A 19,386-nucleotide genomic window follows, 5' to 3' on the forward strand; every position below is an offset into this window, starting at 1 on the left:
CGAAATCCGGGCGATATTGTAATTGATTTACATCAAAATAGTTAAAATTCAGATAAAAAAAGGGCCAGCCATCTGGCCAGCCCTTTCTATCAGGATGTCGCGAAAGCGAATTTTAGTTAAGACGCTCTTTGATACGAGCAGACTTACCGGTACGCTCACGCAGGTAGTACAGTTTAGCTTTACGTACAGCACCACGACGTTTAACAGCAATGCTGTCAACTACCGGAGAGTGAGTCTGGAAGACACGCTCAACGCCTTCGCCGTTGGAAATTTTACGAACAGTGAATGCAGAGTGCAGACCGCGGTTACGAATAGCGATAACCACGCCCTCGAATGCCTGCAGACGTTTTTTGGAACCTTCAACAACCCATACTTTCACTTCCACGGTATCACCCGGACGGAAGGAAGGTACGTCCTGCTTCATCTGTTCTTGTTCAAGTTGCTTAATAATGTTGCTCATAATTTAATCTCTTATCCTGGGTAAACTGATATTGGGGGCTCACGCCTGCCCATCATGTTTATGCTGCTGTTGCGCGTGTTCGCTTTTGAACTGCGCCAGCAACTTTGCTTGCTCTTCAGTCAGAGCCAGGTTTTCCAGAAGTTCAGGTCTTCTAAGCCAGGTGCGGCCCAGCGACTGCTTCAGACGCCAGCGACGTATCTCAGCATGGTTTCCCGACAGCAATACTGGCGGTACTTCCATCTCTTCTAACACTTCAGGACGGGTATAGTGCGGGCAATCCAGCAACCCATCAGCAAAGGAATCTTCCGTTGCTGATGCTTCATGTCCCAGTACTCCCGGAATGAACCGGGAAACGGAGTCAATCAGCGTCATTGCCGGTAACTCACCACCGCTGAGAACGTAATCGCCGATTGACCATTCTTCGTCAATTTCGGTTTGGATTACGCGCTCGTCTATCCCTTCGTAGCGACCACACACCAGAATCAGTTTCTGATTCGTTGCCAGTTCGCTGACGCCCGCTTGATCAAGCTTGCGTCCCTGAGGTGACAGATAAATCACCTTTGCGCCTTCACCTGCCGCGGCTTTTGCTGCATGAATGGCATCCCGTAAGGGTTGAACCATCATTAGCATCCCCGGTCCGCCGCCGTAAGGACGATCGTCCACGGTACGGTGCCGGTCATGAGCGAAGTCGCGAGGACTCCAGCTTTCGATGCTCAGCAGGCCATTTTTTACTGCCCGGCCAGTTACCCCGTAATCGGTAATTGCGCGGAACATTTCAGGAAACAGGCTAATTATGCCAATCCACATAGCGCCGTCTTTTACCGTTTATCCGGAGAATTTAAAAACCAGGATCCCAATCTACTTCGATAGTACGAGTAGCGAGATCGACTTTCTTGATAACCTGCCCATCGAGGAACGGAACCAACCGCTCCTTGATGCCAAATGCATCTTTCAGGTTTGCCTTAATGACGAGAACGTCATTCGACCCGGTTTCCATCATATCAATGACTTTACCCAGGCTATAGCCTTCGGTGGTAACTACCTGGCAGCCCATCAGGTCTTTCCAGTAATAGTCGCCCTCTTCCAGCGCCGGCAGCTGCGATGAATCCACGATAATTTCGCAATTAGTCAGGAGATTCGCCGCATCACGATCGTCAATGCCTTTCAGCTTGATGATGATGTCCTGATTGTGGTGGCGCCAGCTTTCCAGCTCAACAACCTGCCACTGACCCGCCTTCTGGATTAACCAGGGCTGATAGTCAAAAATGCTTTCAGCGTCTTCGGTGGAGGAAAACACTCTGAGCCAACCACGGATACCGTAGGAAGAACCCATTTTGCCCAATACAATCGGATCAACAGGTGCTTGTGCGGTGTGTTGCTTGCTCATCATGACCACCGTGACAGATTAAGCTGCTTTGTTAGCGGCTTTGATCAGCGCGGCAACGCGATCGGAAACAGTAGCGCCCTGGCCAACCCAGTGAGCGATACGATCCAGATCCAGGCGGGTGCCTTCTTCTTTCTCGGTAGCGATCGGGTTGAAGAAGCCAACGCGCTCGATGAAGCGACCGTTGCGTGCATTACGGCTGTCGGTGACAACAACCTGGTAGAACGGACGCTTTTTAGCGCCGTGACGTGCTAAACGAATAGTTACCATAACATCCTCTTGTGTGAATAAAACAACCGGGCTCCATCGAGGAACGGAGCCCGGTGTCATATTAAAAGCCCGAAAATTTTACTGATTTCTGTGCAAAAATCAATTCAAAACTACATACGCTAAATAATTCGAGTTGCAGGAAGGCGGCAAGTGAGTAAATCCCCGGGAGCGTACACAAGTACGTGACCGGGGTGAACGAACGCAGCCAACGCATCTGCGGCTTGAATTATGACGCGTATTAGCGGCCAGGAAAACCTGGCGGCATCATCCCTTTCATCCCGCGCATCATCTTCATCATGCCGCCTTTCGACTTCATCTTCTTCATCATGCGCTGCATGTCGTCGAACTGCTTCAGCAAGCGGTTCACGTCCTGCACCTGCATCCCGCAACCGGCGGCGATACGGCGTTTACGCGAACCTTTGATGATTTCCGGCTTGGCGCGCTCTTTCATCGTCATCGAGTTGATGATCGCTTCCATACGCACCAGCACTTTGTCGTCCATCTGCGCTTTCACGTTATCGGGAATTTGCCCCATGCCAGGCAGTTTGCCCATCAGGCTGGCCATGCCGCCCATGTTTTTCATCTGGCGCAGTTGCTCAAGGAAGTCGGTCAGGTCGAAACCGTCGCCTTTCTTCAGCTTGGATGCCAGCTTCTCGGCCTGCGCGCGGTCAACTTTGCTCTCGATATCTTCGATAAGCGACAGCACGTCGCCCATGCCGAGAATACGGGAAGCGATACGGTCCGGGTGGAACGGCTCCAGCGCTTCGGTTTTCTCGCCGACGCCGAGGAATTTAATCGGCTTGCCGGTGATATGACGAATCGACAGCGCCGCACCGCCGCGGGCGTCGCCGTCCACTTTGGTCAGCACTACGCCGGTCAAAGGCAGCGCTTCGTTAAAGGCCTTCGCGGTATTCGCCGCATCCTGACCGGTCATCGCATCGACGACAAACAGCGTCTCAACCGGATTAATCGCGGCGTGGACCTGTTTGATTTCGTCCATCATCGCTTCATCGACGTGCAGACGGCCGGCGGTATCCACCAGCAGCACGTCGTAGAATTTCAGCTTCGCCTCTTTCAGCGCCGCGTTGACGATATCAACCGGCTTCTGGCCAACGTCGGACGGGAAGAAATCCACACCGACCTGCTCTGCCAGCGTTTCCAGCTGTTTAATCGCCGCCGGGCGGTATACGTCCGCGGAAACGACCAGCACTTTTTTCTTGTGCTTCTCGCGCAGAAATTTACCCAGCTTACCGACGCTGGTCGTTTTACCCGCACCTTGCAGGCCCGCCATCAGGACGACGGCCGGCGGCTGCGCGGCTAAATCCAGCGTCTGGTTTTCTTCGCCCATCGCCGCAACCAGCTCGTTGCGGACAATCTTGACGAACTCCTGACCTGGCGTCAGGCTTTTATTGACTTCATGTCCTACCGCGCTCTCTTTGACGCGGCTGATGAAATCACGCACCACCGGAAGCGCGACGTCGGCCTCCAGCAGCGCCATGCGCACTTCGCGCAGGGTGTCTTTAATGTTGTCTTCGGTAAGGCGTCCGCGGCCGCTAATGTTGCGCAGCGTACGCGACAAACGATCGGTTAAATTATCAAACATTGTCTCTCGCCTGAGGTGGAAACGGTCGGTCGCCGCAGCGACACAAAAATACGAATTTGGCGCAGTATAACACGACATAAACCTGAATGTGCTGCAACGGTTGGAGCAGACGTCGCGTGACGCTATACTGCTTCTCTTTCTTATTTAGTCAACAGTCGACGCTCCTATGCCTGTGTTTGCTCTACTTGCCCTTGTCGCCTACTCCATCAGCCTTGCGCTGATCATCCCTGGCTTGCTGCAAAAAAACAGCAGCTGGCGGCGGATGGCGATTCTCTCCGCGACGATAGCGCTGATTTGCCACGCCTTCGCGCTGGAGTCACGTATTTTCCCCGGCGGCGAAGGTGGGCAAAATCTCAGCTTACTTAACGTCGGCTCACTGGTCAGCCTGATGATCTGTACGGTGATGACCATCGTCGCCTCGCGTAATCGCGGCTGGCTATTGCTACCGATCGTATACGCGTTTGCGCTAATAAACCTCGCCTTCGCCACCTTCGTGCCTAACGAGTACATCACCCACCTCGAAACCACTCCGGGGATGTTGGTGCATATCGGCCTGTCGCTCTTTGCCTACGCCACGCTTATCATCGCCGCGCTATACGCGCTGCAGCTGGCGTGGATTGACTATCAGCTTAAAAATAAAAAGCTGGCTTTCAGCAGCGAAATGCCGCCGCTGATGAGTATTGAGCGTAAAATGTTTCATATCACCCAGGTTGGCGTAGTGCTGCTGACCCTGACGCTGTGCACCGGGTTGTTCTATATGCACAACCTGTTCAATACCGAAAATATTGATAAAGCGGTGCTGTCTATCGTGGCCTGGTTTGTCTATATCGTACTGCTGTGGGGGCACTACCACGAAGGCTGGCGCGGCCGCCGGGTGGTCTGGTTTAACGTCGCCGGAGCCGGGTTGCTAACCCTGGCTTATTTTGGCAGCCGCGTCCTGCAGCAGTTTGTTAGTTAAAGACTAAGGAGTCTCTCCTGGAACACATTTCTACCACCACGCTGATCGTCACGCTGATCATCATGGTGATTATCTCCGCCTATTTCTCCGGTTCCGAAACCGGCATGATGACGCTGAACCGCTATCGGCTGCGCCATATGGCGAAACAAGGCAACCGCCCGGCTAAGCGGGTGGAAAAGCTGCTGCGTAAACCGGATCGCCTCATTAGCCTGGTGCTCATCGGCAACAACCTCGTCAATATCCTGGCCTCGGCGCTGGGAACCATCGTCGGCATGCGTCTGTACGGCGACGCCGGCGTGGCTATTGCCACCGGCGTGCTCACCTTTGTCGTGCTGGTGTTTGCCGAAGTCTTACCTAAAACCATTGCCGCCCTGTATCCGGAAAAGGTCGCCTACCCCAGCAGTTTCCTGTTGGCGCCGCTACAGGTATTGATGATGCCGCTGGTATGGCTGTTGAACACCATTACCCGCGTACTGATGCGCATGATGGGCATTAAAACCGATCACGTCATTAGCGGCGCATTAAGCAAAGATGAACTACGAACGATTGTGAATGAATCCCGTTCACAAATCTCACGGCGGAATCAGGACATGCTGCTGTCGGTCCTGGATCTGGAAAAGGTCAGCGTTAATGACATCATGGTGCCGCGCAATGAGATCGTCGGTATCGATATCAACGATGACTGGAAATCTATCGTCCGTCAGCTAACCCACTCGCCGCATGGCCGTATCGTGCTGTATCGTGATTCGCTGGACGATGCCATCAGCATGCTGCGCGTCCGTGAAGCCTATCGGCTGATGACGGAAAAGAAAGAGTTCACAAAAGAGATCATGTTGCGAGCGGCAGATGAGATTTACTTTGTGCCGGAAGGTACGCCGCTCAGCACGCAATTGGTGAAATTCCAGCGTAATAAAAAGAAAGTCGGCCTGGTAGTTGATGAATATGGTGATATTCAGGGGCTGGTCACCGTTGAAGATATTCTTGAAGAGATCGTGGGAGACTTCACCACCTCAATGTCGCCGACCCTTGCCGAAGAAGTGACGCCGCTTAATGACGGCTCGGTGATTATTGACGGCGGCGCCAACGTACGGGAAATCAACAAAGCGTTCAACTGGCACCTGCCGGAAGACGACGCGCGTACCGTAAACGGCATTATTCTGGAAGCGCTGGAGGAGATCCCGGTCCCTGGAACCCGCGTACGTATCGAACAGTATGATATCGATATTCTCGACGTACAGGACAATATGATTAAGCAGGTGAAGGTGATGCCGGTGAAATCATTACGCGAAAGCGTGGCGGAATAGCGCAGCCAGCAAAGAACAACGGTGAACTTCGGTTCGCCGTTTTTTATTTAAAGCCAATAAAAACGGCCACCCGCAGGCAGCCGTTACTGGCAAACTAACGAATTACTTCGCTTTCGCGACGGTTACCATCGCGGCGCGAATAGTACGACCGTTCAGGGTATAACCCTTCTGCATCACGCCCAGCACGTTGCCGGCAGCCACATCGTCAGACTCGACCATCGCGATGGCCTGATGCACGTTAGGATCCAGCGGTACGTTGGTATCGGCAACCACTTCCACGCCAAACTTACGCACGACGTCCAGCATCGATTTCAGGGTCAGTTCGATCCCTTCAACCATCGGCGCCATATCCGGGTTAGCTTTATCAGCCACTTCCAGCGCGCGATCCAGGCTATCGATAACCGGCAGCAGTTCGTTAACGAACTTCTCCAGGGCGAATTTATGCGCTTTCTCGATATCCTGTTCGGTGCGACGACGCAGGTTGTCTTCTTCCGCTTTTGCGCGCAGCATCACATCACGTTCACGCTTTTGCGCTTCGGCCAGCTGTGCTTCCAGATTCGCAATTTTTTCATCGCGCGGATCCACCTGCTCAGCAGAAACCTCAGGCTCTACCGCCTCTACGTTGTCGTGCTGCTCCGTGATAATTTCTTCCGGGGCTTGCCCCTCAGGCGTTTTCTGTTCTTTACTACTCATGAATTTCTCCGCGTTTTTTTCGCATTCATCTCGCTAACTTCGCTTATTATGGGGATCAGTTTCCGGGATTCAAGGGAAGCAGACAGATTGTCATCATTCATTTAACCCAAGGACATCCAGATCATGAAGAACCATTTCAAGTGTATCGGCATTGTGGGACACCCTCGTCACCCAACCGCCCTGACCACACATGAAATGCTCTGGCGCTGGCTATGCGGCAAAGGCTATGAGGTGCTGGTCGAGCAGCAAATCGCCCATGAACTCCAGCTTAGCAATGTTAAAACCGGCACGCTGGCGGAAATCGGCCAGCAGGCGGATCTGGCGGTGGTGGTCGGCGGCGACGGCAATATGCTCGGCGCGGCGCGTACCCTGGCGCGCTATGACATCAACGTCATCGGCATTAACCGCGGCAATCTTGGTTTTCTTACCGACCTTGACCCGGATAACGCGCTCCAGCAGTTGGCCGACGTACTTGAAGGCCACTATATCGCAGAAAAACGTTTTCTGCTGGAAGCCCAGGTGTGCCAGCATGACTGCCAGAAGCGGATCAGCACGGCTATCAATGAAGTGGTGCTGCACCCGGGTAAAGTCGCGCACATGATTGAGTTCGAGGTCTATATCGATGAAGTGTTCGCCTTCTCCCAGCGCTCCGACGGCCTGATTATCTCCACGCCTACCGGTTCGACGGCCTATTCGCTCTCGGCCGGCGGCCCTATTCTCACGCCTTCTCTGGACGCCATCACCCTGGTACCGATGTTCCCGCATACGCTATCAGCGCGGCCGCTGGTGATTAACGGCGATAGCACCATTCGCCTGCGCTTCTCGCAGCGCTGCAACGATCTGGAAATCAGCTGCGACAGCCAGATTGCGCTACCCATCCAGGACGGCGAAGATGTGCTCATCCGCCGCTGTGATTATCACCTCAATCTGATTCACCCGAAAGACTACAGCTATTTCAATACATTAAGCACTAAGTTGGGCTGGTCGAAAAAATTGTTCTGATTTTACAAGCTGCCTCTTTACTGGATAAAAAACCAGTCTATACTGTACGAAAACACAGTAATGGTTTTTCATACAGGAAGGCAGCTATGTTGGCGCAACTCACCATCAGCAATTTCGCTATCGTTCGTGAACTGGAAATTGATTTTCACAGCGGCATGACCGCCATCACCGGGGAAACCGGCGCCGGGAAATCCATTGCCATCGACGCGCTGGGGCTGTGCCTCGGCGGCCGAGCCGAAGCTGACATGGTGCGCCGCGGCGCCAGCCGTGCCGACCTGTGCGCGCGCTTCGCGCTGAAAGATACCCCTGCCGCCCAGCGCTGGCTGGAAGAAAACCAACTGGAGAGCGGGCGTGAGTGTTTACTTCGCCGCGTGATCAGCGCTGACGGTCGCTCCCGCGGTTTTATCAACGGTACTGCCGTGCCCCTTTCTCAGCTTCGCGAGCTGGGCCAGTTGCTTATCCAGATCCACGGCCAGCATGCCCATCAGTTACTCACCAAAGCCGAACATCAGAAAACCCTGCTTGATGGTTATACCGGTGAGTATGCGCTTACTCAGCGCATGGCGGAACGCTACCGCCAGTGGCACCAGAGCTGCCGGGAGCTGGCGCAGCATCAGCAGCAGAGCCAGGAACGCGCCGCCCGCGCAGACCTGCTGCAATACCAGCTCAAAGAGCTGAACGAATTTAATCCTCTGCCGGGCGAGTTCGAACAGATTGACGAAGAGTACAAACGTCTGGCCAACAGCGGCCAGTTGCTCAGTACCTGTCAGCATGCGTTAACGGTACTGGCCGACGGCGAAGAGGCCAATTTGCAAAGCCAGCTTTATACCGCTAAACAGCTGGTTAGCGAGCTGGTCGGTATGGATAGCAAACTCTCCAGCGTGCTCGATATGCTGGAAGAAGCCTCTATTCAGCTCAGCGAGGCGACCGATGAGCTGCGCCACTACAATGACCGTCTCGATCTCGACCCTAACCGCCTGTTCGAACTGGAGCAACGCATTTCCCGGCAGATCGCGCTGGCGCGTAAGCATCAGATTGCGCCGGAAGAGCTGCCGGCGTTCTATCAGGCCATGCTGGATGAGCAGCGTCTGCTGGACGACAGCGCCGGCTCGCTGGAATCACTGAGCCAGTTGGTCGTTGAGCATCACCGCCTGGCGCTGGAAACGGCGCAAGAACTGCACGCCCTGCGCCAGCGCAGCGCCGACGAACTCACCCAGTTGATTACTGAAAGTATGCACTCACTTTCTATGCCTCACGGCGTGTTTGCCATTGATGTCGCCTTTGATGAACGCCATCTGACCGCCGAAGGCGCCGACCATATTGAGTTCCGCGTCACCACCAACCCGGGGCAACCGCTGCAGCCGATCGCTAAAGTGGCCTCCGGCGGCGAGCTGTCGCGTATCGCACTGGCTATTCAGGTTATTACCGCCCGTAAAATGGAAACCCCGGCGCTGATTTTCGATGAGGTCGATGTCGGCATCAGCGGCCCGACGGCGGCGGTTGTCGGCAAACTGCTCCGCCAGTTGGGAGAATCCACGCAGGTCATGTGCGTGACTCACCTGCCGCAGGTTGCTGGCTGTGGTCATCATCATTTCTTTGTCTGCAAAGAGACCGATGGCGAGATGACCGAGACGCACATGCATGCGCTGGATAAACGCGCCAGACTGCAGGAACTGGCCCGTCTACTGGGTGGTAGCGAGGTGACCCGCAACACCCTGGCGAACGCGAAAGAGTTGCTTGCGGCGTAAACTTTTTGATTTTCACAGAGTCATAGTGAACAGCAAATTGCCAATAGACCTGCAGTCGAAGGTTCCCAACCGGGCAAAGGTCTATTATTATCGGCATATTACAGATGAGCCACGTATTGCTCGGGCCCAAAAAGGAATCAAATCACTATGCGCTGTAAAACGCTGACTGCTGCCGCAGCGGTTCTCCTTATGTTGACCGCAGGCTGTTCCACTCTGGAACGAGTGGTTTACCGTCCTGATATCAACCAGGGTAACTATCTGGCACCAACCGATGTCGCAAAAATTCGTGTCGGCATGACACAACAGCAGGTTGCTTATGCGCTGGGTACGCCGATGATGTCAGATCCATTTGGTAGCAACACCTGGTTCTACGTTTTCCGCCAGCAGCCGGGCCATGAGAAAGTGACCCAGCAGACCCTGACCTTGACCTTCGACAGCAGCGGTGTGTTAACCAACATTGATAACAAACCGGCGCTGACCAAGTAATCTCAGGCCAGTAGAAATGCAAAAAGCGCTCAATGAGCGCTTTTTTTAATTGTGCATTCCCGCTTATTTCTCAGCGTGCTTTTCAGCCCGCTGCCGACGCAGCTCTTTCGGGTCAGCAATCAGCGGGCGATAAATCTCTACGCGGTCGCCATCATGGACTTCGTCGTGCAGCTTGACCGGACGGCTGTAGATGCCGACTTTATTTTTCGCCAGATCGATATCTTCGCGCAGCGCCAGAATGCCGCTTGAGATAATCGCCTGCTCGACCGTTGCCCCAGCCTGCAGCTTCACGCGTTGCAGGTACTGTTTTTCCGGCAGCGCATACGCGACTTCAACCACAATATTAGCCGACACGATACACCTCTTTGGCGCGCGTGGTGAACGCCTGCACCATATTGGCGGCCAGCTCTTTAAAGATGCGACCAAAAGCCATTTCAATCAGCTTGTTGGTGAACTCAAAATCGAGATGAAACTCAATTTTGCACGCATCCGGGCTGAGCGGAATAAACTTCCAGCCGCCAATCAGCTTTTTGAACGGCCCATCGACCAGGCTCATCAGGATACTCTGGTTATCGGTCAGCGTATTACGCGTCGTGAAAGTCTTGCTGATGCCGGCCTTGGACACATCAACCGCCGCCGTCATTTGCGTCGGCCCGGCCTCCAGCACTCGGCTACCGGTGCAGCCAGGCAGGAAATCGGGATAGGACTTCACATCATTTACGAGTTGATACATCTGTTCCACGCTGAAAGGCACCAGCGCAGTACGGCTAATCTGAGGCATAGCAGGTTCCACATTTAAACACGGGACAAATAATATCATTTATCTGCTGCTAAAAAAAACGCTGTACCATAACTCGTGCTAAGATAGCCCATTACGCCTCGCAGGAAGGATTGAGGTAACAATGTTTAGAACTAGCGATGACTTCAGGACATTATGACTAAGAAAAAAGCCCACAAACCTGGATCAGCCACCATTGCGCTGAATAAACGCGCCCGTCACGAATACTTTATCGAAGATGAATACGAGGCAGGCCTCGCGCTGCAGGGTTGGGAAGTGAAATCTCTGCGTGCCGGCAAAGCCAACATCGGCGATAGCTATGTCATTCTGAAAGATGGCGAAGCCTATCTTTTCGGCGCCAACTTTACGCCAATGGCGGTCGCCTCCACGCATTACGTTTGCGATCCGACCCGTACCCGCAAGCTGCTGCTCAATCAGCGCGAGCTCGATGCGCTATACGGCCGCATCAACCGCGAAGGTTATACCGTCGTCGCCCTGTCGTTGTACTGGAAGAACGCCTGGTGCAAAGTGAAAATCGGCGTGGCGAAAGGTAAGAAACAACACGATAAGCGCACCGACGTGAAAGATCGTGAATGGGCGGTCGATAAGGCGCGCATCATGAAGAACGCCGGGCGGTAATACCCTCCTCTCTGCGGGCCAGCTCCCCCTGGCCCCACGCTATATTGCTGTTGTCGCTGCTTTTTCATTCGATATGCCGCCAGAATCCTCGCTTCAGGGGCTGGTAACCACCTTCACAAATCTGTTATACTTCAAGTACACATTGGGGCTGATTCTGGATTCGACGGGATTCGCGAAACCCAAGGTGCATGCCGAGGGGCGGTTGGCCTCGTAAAAAGCCGCAAAAAAATAGTCGCAAACGACGAAAACTACGCTTTAGCAGCTTAATAACCTGCTTAGAGCCCTCTCTCCCTAGCCTCCGCTCTTAGGACGGGGATCAAGAGAGGTCAAACCCAAAAGAGATCGCGCGGATGCCCTGCCTGGGGTTGAAGTGCTAAAACTAATCAGGCTAGTTCGTTAGTGGCGTGTCTGTCCGCAGCTGGCGTGCGAATGTAAAGACAAACTAAGCATGTAGTACCGAGGATGTAGGAATTTCGGACGCGGGTTCAACTCCCGCCAGCTCCACCAAATATTGATGTACTGAAGTTCAGTAAAGTCTACTAAGCCCGCACAGCACAAGCTCTGCGGGCTTTTTTACGTCTATTGTAGTCTAGCGAGAATTGCTGAGAACTACGAGTTATGGCACCCTGAATGGGACCCACTAAGAAGGGTCCAAAAACCGAGGGTCCCAAAATGGCAAAAATCGCTAAGAAGCTCACTGACACTGAAATCAAAAGCACCAAGCCAGCCGACAAAGAAATCAACTTGTTTGACGGTGATGGTTTGATCCTGCGAATCGCTCCTCTCGCAAAAGGAGGGAAGAAGAATTGGTATTTCAGATATGCGGTGCCAGTGAGTAAGAAAAGAACCAAAATGAGCCTTGGGACCTACCCTCACCTCACTCTGGCAAGAGCAAGAGCCTTGCGAGATGAATACCTTTCCTTGCTTGCCAATCGCATTGATCCTCAAGTCCATAACAACAATAAAGCTAATGCCTTAAAGAATGCTACTGAACACACTCTCCAAACCGTGGCAAGGAAATGGTTAGATGAGAAGGTAAAGACCTCAGGTATCTCACAAGACCATGCAGAAGACATCTGGCGAAGCCTGGAGAGAAATATCTTTCCCGGCTTGGGTAATGTTCCTATCAATGAGATCCGCCCCAAACTCTTAAAGCAACATCTCGATCCTATTGAGCAAAGAGGAGTCCTCGAAACTTTACGGCGAATCATTTCCCGATTAAATGAAATTTTTCGTTATGCTGCAACTGAGGAACTTATCGAGTTCAATCCTGCTGATAACCTTGGGCAACGGTTCAGTAAGCCGAAGAAACAGAACATGCCAGCATTACCCCCTTCCGAACTCCCCCGCTTCCTGGTTGCTCTAAACAATGCTTCTATCCGTTTAGAAACAAGGCTACTGATTGAGTGGCAACTTCTCACATGGGTTCGCCCTGGTGAAGCTGTTCGCACAAGATGGTCAGATATTGATATAGAAACCGGCATGTGGAACATACCATCCGATTTTATGAAAATGAAGAAGCCACATAAGGTCCCATTAAGTAAAGAAGCTTTGCGAATATTGGATTCAATGAAAGCCATCAGTGGGCACAGAGAGTGGGTTTTCCCCAGTATCAAAGCTCCACTCAATCATATGCATGAACAAACAGCGAATGCGGCCATAATCCGTATGGGCTTTGGTGGAGAGCTTGTAGCCCATGGAATGAGATCTATTGCACGAACGGCCGCAGAGGAGTCGGGTAAGTTCAGGACAGATGTCTTAGAAGCGGCCCTTGCTCACTCGAAGAAAGATGAAATAATTGCCGCATATAATCGCGCAGATTATCTCGCAGAACGAGTGGTTCTCATGCAATGGTGGAGCGGCTATGTGCAAGCTCAAAGGTTAAAAGCTTATGCTGCCTAAACAATTGACAAAGCAGAAAAGAAAATAAGTACTATATTTCCCCGTAGCAATAATACCAAAGTTATTGCTACCAAAGGGTACTTAAAGCTGTGGAGTGACCTGATATGGATAACCTTTTTGTGTCTTATGACCGCTTTCAGATATCAAATATAAATGTTTTTTTGCACGAGACCCTATGACATATAAGAGCCTGCGAGCCACATAATTTTGATGTGCAGGGCTACAATCTATAATGTCATTCCAATTTGGTATTTTTCCATTTAATAGCCCGGTGCAAATAATGACATCGTACTCATCTCCTTTTGTCGAATGACAAGTCGTAATTTTAACTCCGCTTTTAAAATTAAAAAAAGAATGAAGATCATTTGCCCTATAGTTCATACTATATTTAGCCATTCGTTTTTTAGTAGCATCTATCAAGCAGATCATTTCTTTATAAGCATAGCTTTGATTATTAACATCCAATCCTAATGAACTACAGAAGTTAGTTATAAGATTTTTTATCCAAATATCTATTTCACAATTATAATCCAATGCAAATTCTATTTTATTTATTTCTTTTATGATTTGCTTTGGAGAAAAGAATTTTGTATATGACTCTAAATCATTTAATTCTTTGAGTAAATCTCGCAAAAGTTTCTGCCTAACAAGATAATTAGATGGATTCTTTTCAATTAAAGCAAGCTTTACAAGATTGAGCCACAAGTTTTCATTATTTTTAGGTATGGGAGAAACCATGATACCATCGATATCCAGATCAGAATTTAGTGATATAATTTCATTGGATAATTTTATTACATCAAACCAACTTGGGCATAGAACAGCAATTTCACCAGGAGAAATACCTTGTTCTAAGTGAGTTCTTATTATTCCTGAAACATAAACAGACAACTGGGTGATATCAACACTATTTTCCTTGAGTATCACAGAAGGAAATGTCTTCAGTTCTGACAATGAATTAATATAATAGGCATCATCTTTATATTTGCTATAAAAATCTATGATCGATTGACTACTACGGAAACAACCGGTTAACCTCATTTCTTCTAATTCTTCAAGGTTGAAGTAATCGAACAACTCTTCTCTATTCTTAACAACCGCTCCCAATCCAGTATATATTGCTTGTTCTTTATCACCAATAAAAGTAATCAAGGAATTTCTTTTACTTACTATCAGCCTTAGTATTTCATATTGAATATGAGAGGTATCTTGATATTCATCGACTAAAATATATCGCATAATTAAAGATAGTCTTTCACATAGCACATCATTCTTCAATAATAAATTGCACGTTAAATTCAAAATCAAATCAAAATCGATTAATCGATTCTCATACAAATAGGAGTGATAGGCTTTTACCACTGAATATTCAGCAGTATTTCGAGAATATACCGGAGTAAAACTTAAGTCTAAAAGCGTATCTATTTTATCGTAAGGAGATAAGTTATAACGTTCTCTCAGATCATTTAATATAAATTCTTTTTCATACTCATCAATTACATTAAAACCTTTGCTGAGCCTTGGAATTCTATCAATGTTAGGCTTTATAATCCAATTTAAACAAAAACTATGTATTGTTCCAATCCACAATGAATCGCTATTTATACCATATGAAATAATTCTTTCGAGAATAGTATCTGCTGCAACATTAGTGTATGTCAATGCCACAATTTTTTTCTTACCTATATCAAACAACTCCTTATTTTCAAGGATAAAACAAAGTTTGGAAACCAATGTTTTTGTTTTTCCTGAACCTGGACAAGCTGTAAGTAATAGATTGCCATCAAATTTTACAGCATCTAGTTGTTCAGATGTCAAATTTCTATATGGCATAATTACAACTCCCAAAATCTAGAAAAGCTATCATTGAAATGTTTCCTATACTCTTGCATCTTTTTATCAAAATCAGGTTCAGAATTAATCTTGTTGCATACATCATCCCAGTGAGTTCCCATTAAAGACATATTATAGGCAAGCATTTTAGTAAGCACAGCATTCAGTTCTCTATCTTTAAGTGCAAAATGAATCGCTTTTAATATATAGTCAGGAACACGATTCTCATTATGGAGATACTCTACCATTTCAGTAGCTAACCACCCTTTACCTATTTTATTGGCGAAAAAAAGAGCAGTTCTAAATCTTACCCGTAAATCATCGGAATTAATACCTGCAACAACTCGCTCAATATCACCTGATCTTTTATATGTTGTCCTAATGACACTGTTGAAAAGATCGGAATTTTCATCATACCGAACAAGCTCTGTTTCAAACGTATTCTCTGCATAAAAAACGGAGACAAATTGATTGCCTTCTACATACTCTGCCAACTCTCGTTCTCTGCGTAAACCGTCAGTCTCAGCGTTTTTCAAAGATTCAACGAAATCAGCATCAAATAGTTCATCCGGTTCTTGCACATATGCCAAATCTTTATCAGTTAAAATTGCGCAATAGCGTTTTAATCTATTACTATGAAAAAGATTTGAAATATGCTTAAATACAGTCCCATCCAATTTTATTAAGCTAATACCTAATTCATCCAAGCTAATACCTAAAGTGACCTTTATAAGTTCTGGGATTATTATTAATTCAGCATCACCCTCTACGAGAATTACACTTTTAGCAAACAACACATCACTACGGATTGCATCAAGATATCTTTCAATTGACGAAATTTCTTTTGGCTGTAGTCCGTTGGAAGGCTGATAGATATCTGTATATCCTCGTTGCCTAGCCAAAATATTCATCGACGAGATTTTAGAAACAGAGCTTATTTGGGTTGAATGAGTCGAAACGAAGACTTGAGTATTTTGAAAATTAAAATTGTCAAATAAAGTTTTCTGAATATGATTATGTATATGAGCCTCTGGTTCTTCAATCAATAGGAAATGAGTTATATGCTCTTCAGCATCTCTAATTTCTTCATACTCATATAATTTTAAAGCCAAATATATTAAATTTGCCCCCCCAAGACTTAAATCATCAATTCTTCCTGAACCGTCATAATCTAAAGAATCCTCGACTACTAATCCAAGTGATTGGATTAATTCAGTAAAATCTTCGGGTAGTTGTGATGAAACCAATATTTTTGGCGAATATGTTGAGCCAACCGTATTAAGTAAAGATGTTGATATTTTATTACTTAGTCGAGCAATTTCAGGAATTGCTGAAATTTGTTCATTAATGTTCTTAACATTCTCAGAAATATCTTTTCTATCATCAATTTGTTTGCTTTTCAAAGTGAGCAATTTATACAGTGGATTAGTTTTATAATACTTTAAATCAGCTACCACGTTGCGAAGAGCCTTGACATAAGTACAAGCAACTTCACTACCTAAGGCGAAGTATGGCGGTTTTTTTACACCAATGACTGTAGCATCATCTTCATTGGGATTTGAAAAAATGTAATTTTCAAAATCCCCAACTACTTGCTTATAAACTTCGTCATTATTAAAATCAACTTTTGTTCTAACAAAAGCGACAGCCTCGTAAGTCTCTTTGGATATTATACAAGTTGATTTCAACTCTGTAAAAGCCTCTAATCTTGATTCTAAATCTTTATTATCTACAGTTAACTCGTATAGCTTTTGCCTAATATGAAATCTTGGGCGATATATAAATGTATAATTTCCTTCTTTTAATGCCTCTTCGTTACCATTATTTATTGTATAGTTCGCAATAACCTGTTCTTCTTCAGATTCACTTAAATCATCAAAATACATTGTGATAATAATCCAGTGCCCGAAGGGGTCATTTAAGCCACGATAAAAATCTTCACCTGATAGAACTCTTGAATTCATTGGAAGTGAGTCATCAAGAATCAATCGCATAGCATTAAACAAATTTGTTTTACCTGAAGCATTCTCACCGATAATTGTATTCACTGAGTTTTTAACAAAGCAGAAATTTGAGCTTCGAAAGTTTTTATAATTTCTAATAGCTAATTTATTGATATACATAGTAATCGATTGGACCCTTAGCATAGTTTTATTACACATTAGATTACTCCATAGCCACAAGAAGCACAAAGCTATCGAGTACAAAAGTCTGACTAAGTCAAGTAAAAGCAAGGTAATTTACAAGAAAGACTAAAAGAAATGATATAATATCATATGTAAATTACATTATGAAAACCAATGCGGTGATTAAACTACTTTTAAATCAATGCCTTATATTCAATAAAAATTAATATTGACGATGAAACATAACTATCGGATATTAAGTAAACAAAAAAATTCAGATACATCCTAACAATGATCTTGATACTTACTGACAGTAACGATGTTCATGCAGACATAGTTTCGATGAAACTCGGTGATAACTATTTCCGTTTGAATTTAGATATAGAAGCCCTTAAAGATACAAAAATTAGCTTTGATGGCTCTGAATGGACTATCTCCCAGAACGGAAAAACAATCAAAAATTCATCCGTAAAATGTGTTTGGCCAAGGCGGGTATCTGTTCAAGTCAATTCTGAACAACAGCAAGATCAAAGTAATGGTTTCAGATTATGGCGATCTGAATGGAATAAAAGCCTTTTTGGTCTATATAATGCATTATCTGAAAGTTGCTGGTTTAATCATGTAAGAGATGCAACTCTCGCTGATAACAAGTATTTTCAACACAAAATAGCTAATGAAGTTGGGCTAAATAATCCACTATTTATAACTTCAAACTCCAAAGAAGACCTCAAAAATTTCTTAACTACTTACCCTGATTCGGTTCTTAAATTCATGTCTCAAGATATGTATATCTCTGAATCAGGTGAGTTATTAGGTCTATATGTAAACAAAATAACTTTAGAACAATTAGAAAGTTTTGCAAACTATTCAGAAAATCCAATTACTCTTCAAAAATATGTTAATAAAAAATTTGAAGTTAGATACACAGTAATTGAAGATGAACATTTTGCTTGTGCTATAGACTCTCAGCATTCAAACAAGGCAAAAATAGATTGGCGTAGATACGATATACCTAATACACCGCACTGGAAAATTGATGCCCCCACTTCGGTGAAGGAAAAAATAAATTCCTTAATGTCTAAGTTAAACCTTCGATATGGGGCTTTAGATTTCATCGTTGATGAAAATAATGACTGGTGGTTCTTAGAGGTGAATTCTGCTGGTCAATGGTTGTGGATCGAAGATTTATCCGGCATGGATATTTCCGGGTCCATTGCAAATTGGTTAACTTCAAATAGCAGGTGAACTATGAATGTATTTGGTTTAAATTTTCTTGAAAAAATGGAATCGGAACAAAAAGTAGATGTTTCAAACTGGGCTTGGAAACCAGAAAATAGTGAAGCTCAGAAGATCTACGGCTCAGGGATGTCTACTAAGTCACGTGAATCTACTTATGCTGCTGAAAAAGATAGCAGAGAAGATTCAGATCGCCCCAATGAAGGTCTGGCAGCCTAACCACTAGAGCCAGCCACTGCTGGCTCAATTAAAAATGAATAAAATTATGAAAAAAATTCCAAAACCGCTGATAGACACGTACAAAAAAAGCATAAAATTATTATTTGTTCTCATAATATTATTTTTTTTCTTTGACCTTAGCTCACCATATTTATTAGTTTTTCCAATTTGTATTGTTATCCCTTTCTTTTATCGTTTGGTAGAATTAAAAAATAAAACTGAACGTGATCTGATTAAATCAGCAAATGATACTGTTTTATTTTCAGTAAGTGCTCTAACAACTGCCTTACTAACTTTAAAAACATTACCCAATACGTCTATAGACTTTTTTGATAAATTCATGATAAATAACATTGGTTATCTTGTCATTTGCCTCTATACCATATTACTAATAGTAAAAGCTATCGTTGCACGATTTGAATATAAAGAAAATATGTTAAAATATAAATCTGAAAAATGAAGAATTCTATTTTTCACTGTTAATAGCATCCGATATCATAAATAATAATGGTGAAAAAAACAATGAAACCGCTACATAGGTAGTGATGACTTTTTCTTTTAAACCGGACAATTCGAAATACCTCATCGAAAAAGTGTCCGATAAGTTTAAATAAATTAAGGATGCTAAAATTGAGGCGATATAAATTATCACAATATACGTCATTATTTTTTTATTCATAAAACCCTCCTACAATTAATATATATTAACTAACATCCTTTTATGTTTTGTCAACTCAAGCAAGAG

Annotated in this window: 20 protein-coding genes and 1 other RNA gene; 11 read left to right on the forward strand and 10 right to left on the reverse strand. The window is 46.3% G+C overall.

Going from position 1 to position 19,386, the window contains the following annotated elements:
• Window positions 1-112: 112 nt before the first annotated feature.
• The 5 genes from rplS to ffh form a co-directional block, all read right to left on the reverse strand.
• A complete protein-coding gene (rplS, locus tag ACSEMK_RS05060; protein ID WP_002914145.1) occupies window positions 113-460 on the reverse strand; it encodes a 50S ribosomal protein L19 in 348 nt (115 codons plus the stop codon).
• 39 nt (window positions 461-499) lie between these two features.
• Window positions 500-1,267 carry a tRNA (guanosine(37)-N1)-methyltransferase TrmD gene (gene trmD / locus ACSEMK_RS05065; RefSeq protein WP_008806092.1) on the reverse strand — a complete coding sequence of 256 codons (768 nt, stop codon included), beginning with the start codon at window positions 1,265-1,267 and terminating at the stop codon, window positions 500-502.
• A gap of 31 nt (window positions 1,268-1,298) precedes the next feature.
• The gene (gene rimM, locus ACSEMK_RS05070) at window positions 1,299-1,847 is read right to left on the reverse strand and encodes a ribosome maturation factor RimM (protein WP_015703198.1); all 549 of its coding nucleotides are present in this window, start codon (window positions 1,845-1,847) and stop codon (window positions 1,299-1,301) included.
• A gap of 18 nt (window positions 1,848-1,865) precedes the next feature.
• On the reverse strand, window positions 1,866-2,114 hold the full coding sequence (gene rpsP, locus ACSEMK_RS05075) for a 30S ribosomal protein S16 (RefSeq protein WP_015370257.1): 249 nt from the start codon (window positions 2,112-2,114) through the stop codon (window positions 1,866-1,868).
• Between the two features lie 238 nt (window positions 2,115-2,352).
• Window positions 2,353-3,717 (reverse strand): signal recognition particle protein, encoded by a 1,365-nt coding sequence (gene ffh / locus ACSEMK_RS05080; RefSeq protein ID WP_020078159.1) that lies wholly within the window; start codon window positions 3,715-3,717, stop codon window positions 2,353-2,355.
• 166 nt (window positions 3,718-3,883) lie between these two features.
• Between ffh and ACSEMK_RS05085 the strand changes: the two genes are divergently transcribed.
• Entirely contained in the window at window positions 3,884-4,675 is a 792-nt protein-coding gene (locus ACSEMK_RS05085; RefSeq protein WP_015703199.1) for a cytochrome C assembly family protein, read from the forward strand.
• Between the two features lie 17 nt (window positions 4,676-4,692).
• On the forward strand, window positions 4,693-5,979 hold the full coding sequence (locus ACSEMK_RS05090; RefSeq protein ID WP_026612238.1) for an HlyC/CorC family transporter: 1,287 nt from the start codon (window positions 4,693-4,695) through the stop codon (window positions 5,977-5,979).
• A gap of 102 nt (window positions 5,980-6,081) precedes the next feature.
• Here ACSEMK_RS05090 and grpE read toward each other — a convergent pair whose 3' ends face one another.
• Window positions 6,082-6,672 carry a nucleotide exchange factor GrpE gene (grpE, locus tag ACSEMK_RS05095; protein WP_015370253.1) on the reverse strand — a complete coding sequence of 197 codons (591 nt, stop codon included), beginning with the start codon at window positions 6,670-6,672 and terminating at the stop codon, window positions 6,082-6,084.
• 123 nt (window positions 6,673-6,795) lie between these two features.
• Here grpE and nadK point away from each other — a divergent pair, with 123 nt between their 5' ends.
• The 3 genes from nadK to bamE all read left to right on the forward strand — a co-directional run bounded on the left by nadK (window position 6,796) and on the right by bamE (window position 9,908).
• Window positions 6,796-7,674, forward strand: coding sequence for an NAD(+) kinase (nadK, locus tag ACSEMK_RS05100; protein ID WP_015370252.1), 879 nt, complete (start codon window positions 6,796-6,798; stop codon window positions 7,672-7,674).
• A gap of 86 nt (window positions 7,675-7,760) precedes the next feature.
• On the forward strand, window positions 7,761-9,422 hold the full coding sequence (gene recN, locus ACSEMK_RS05105) for a DNA repair protein RecN (protein WP_045366812.1): 1,662 nt from the start codon (window positions 7,761-7,763) through the stop codon (window positions 9,420-9,422).
• 147 nt (window positions 9,423-9,569) lie between these two features.
• Window positions 9,570-9,908 carry an outer membrane protein assembly factor BamE gene (bamE, locus tag ACSEMK_RS05110; protein WP_047044418.1) on the forward strand — a complete coding sequence of 113 codons (339 nt, stop codon included), beginning with the start codon at window positions 9,570-9,572 and terminating at the stop codon, window positions 9,906-9,908.
• Window positions 9,909-9,971: 63 nt separating this feature from the next.
• Here the strand turns inward: bamE and ACSEMK_RS05115 are convergent, their stop codons facing one another.
• Both ACSEMK_RS05115 and ACSEMK_RS05120 read right to left on the reverse strand, forming a co-directional pair.
• Window positions 9,972-10,262, reverse strand: coding sequence for an RnfH family protein (locus ACSEMK_RS05115; RefSeq protein WP_015370249.1), 291 nt, complete (start codon window positions 10,260-10,262; stop codon window positions 9,972-9,974).
• Window positions 10,252-10,689 carry a type II toxin-antitoxin system RatA family toxin gene (locus ACSEMK_RS05120; protein WP_015370248.1) on the reverse strand — a complete coding sequence of 146 codons (438 nt, stop codon included), beginning with the start codon at window positions 10,687-10,689 and terminating at the stop codon, window positions 10,252-10,254. The genes ACSEMK_RS05115 and ACSEMK_RS05120 overlap by 11 nt, the downstream gene beginning before the upstream one ends.
• Window positions 10,690-10,842: 153 nt before the next feature.
• Here ACSEMK_RS05120 and smpB point away from each other — a divergent pair, with 153 nt between their 5' ends.
• From smpB to ACSEMK_RS05135, 3 genes are all read left to right on the forward strand, one after another.
• Window positions 10,843-11,325, forward strand: a complete 483-nt coding sequence (gene smpB / locus ACSEMK_RS05125) for an SsrA-binding protein SmpB (protein WP_020078156.1) — start codon at window positions 10,843-10,845, stop codon at window positions 11,323-11,325.
• A gap of 144 nt (window positions 11,326-11,469) precedes the next feature.
• Window positions 11,470-11,832: a transfer-messenger RNA gene (gene ssrA / locus ACSEMK_RS05130) on the forward strand.
• A 165-nt stretch (window positions 11,833-11,997) separates the two neighbouring features.
• Window positions 11,998-13,227: an integrase domain-containing protein gene (locus ACSEMK_RS05135; RefSeq protein WP_077948849.1), complete on the forward strand. Its 1,230-nt coding sequence runs from the start codon at window positions 11,998-12,000 to the stop codon at window positions 13,225-13,227.
• 81 nt (window positions 13,228-13,308) lie between these two features.
• Here the strand turns inward: ACSEMK_RS05135 and ACSEMK_RS05140 are convergent, their stop codons facing one another.
• Together ACSEMK_RS05140 and ACSEMK_RS05145 are read right to left on the reverse strand one after the other, a co-directional pair.
• Window positions 13,309-15,060: a UvrD-helicase domain-containing protein gene (locus ACSEMK_RS05140; RefSeq protein ID WP_430914592.1), complete on the reverse strand. Its 1,752-nt coding sequence runs from the start codon at window positions 15,058-15,060 to the stop codon at window positions 13,309-13,311.
• 2 nt (window positions 15,061-15,062) lie between these two features.
• Window positions 15,063-17,222, reverse strand: a complete 2,160-nt coding sequence (locus tag ACSEMK_RS05145) for an ATP-dependent nuclease (RefSeq protein WP_227659664.1) — start codon at window positions 17,220-17,222, stop codon at window positions 15,063-15,065.
• 306 nt (window positions 17,223-17,528) lie between these two features.
• Here ACSEMK_RS05145 and ACSEMK_RS05150 point away from each other — a divergent pair, with 306 nt between their 5' ends.
• Genes ACSEMK_RS05150 through ACSEMK_RS05160 form a run of 3 tightly spaced genes read left to right on the forward strand, consistent with a single transcriptional unit; the run spans window position 17,529 to window position 19,101 of the window.
• Entirely contained in the window at window positions 17,529-18,431 is a 903-nt protein-coding gene (locus tag ACSEMK_RS05150; RefSeq protein ID WP_124302410.1) for a hypothetical protein, read from the forward strand.
• A gap of 3 nt (window positions 18,432-18,434) precedes the next feature.
• Window positions 18,435-18,641, forward strand: coding sequence for a hypothetical protein (locus tag ACSEMK_RS05155; RefSeq protein ID WP_071698745.1), 207 nt, complete (start codon window positions 18,435-18,437; stop codon window positions 18,639-18,641).
• A 46-nt stretch (window positions 18,642-18,687) separates the two neighbouring features.
• Window positions 18,688-19,101 carry a hypothetical protein gene (locus ACSEMK_RS05160; protein WP_045889046.1) on the forward strand — a complete coding sequence of 138 codons (414 nt, stop codon included), beginning with the start codon at window positions 18,688-18,690 and terminating at the stop codon, window positions 19,099-19,101.
• Window positions 19,102-19,386 lie beyond the last annotated feature (285 nt).

The organism is Klebsiella sp. K-3, from assembly GCF_051207495.1.
Classification (GTDB): Bacteria; Pseudomonadota; Gammaproteobacteria; order Enterobacterales; family Enterobacteriaceae; genus Klebsiella; species Klebsiella aerogenes.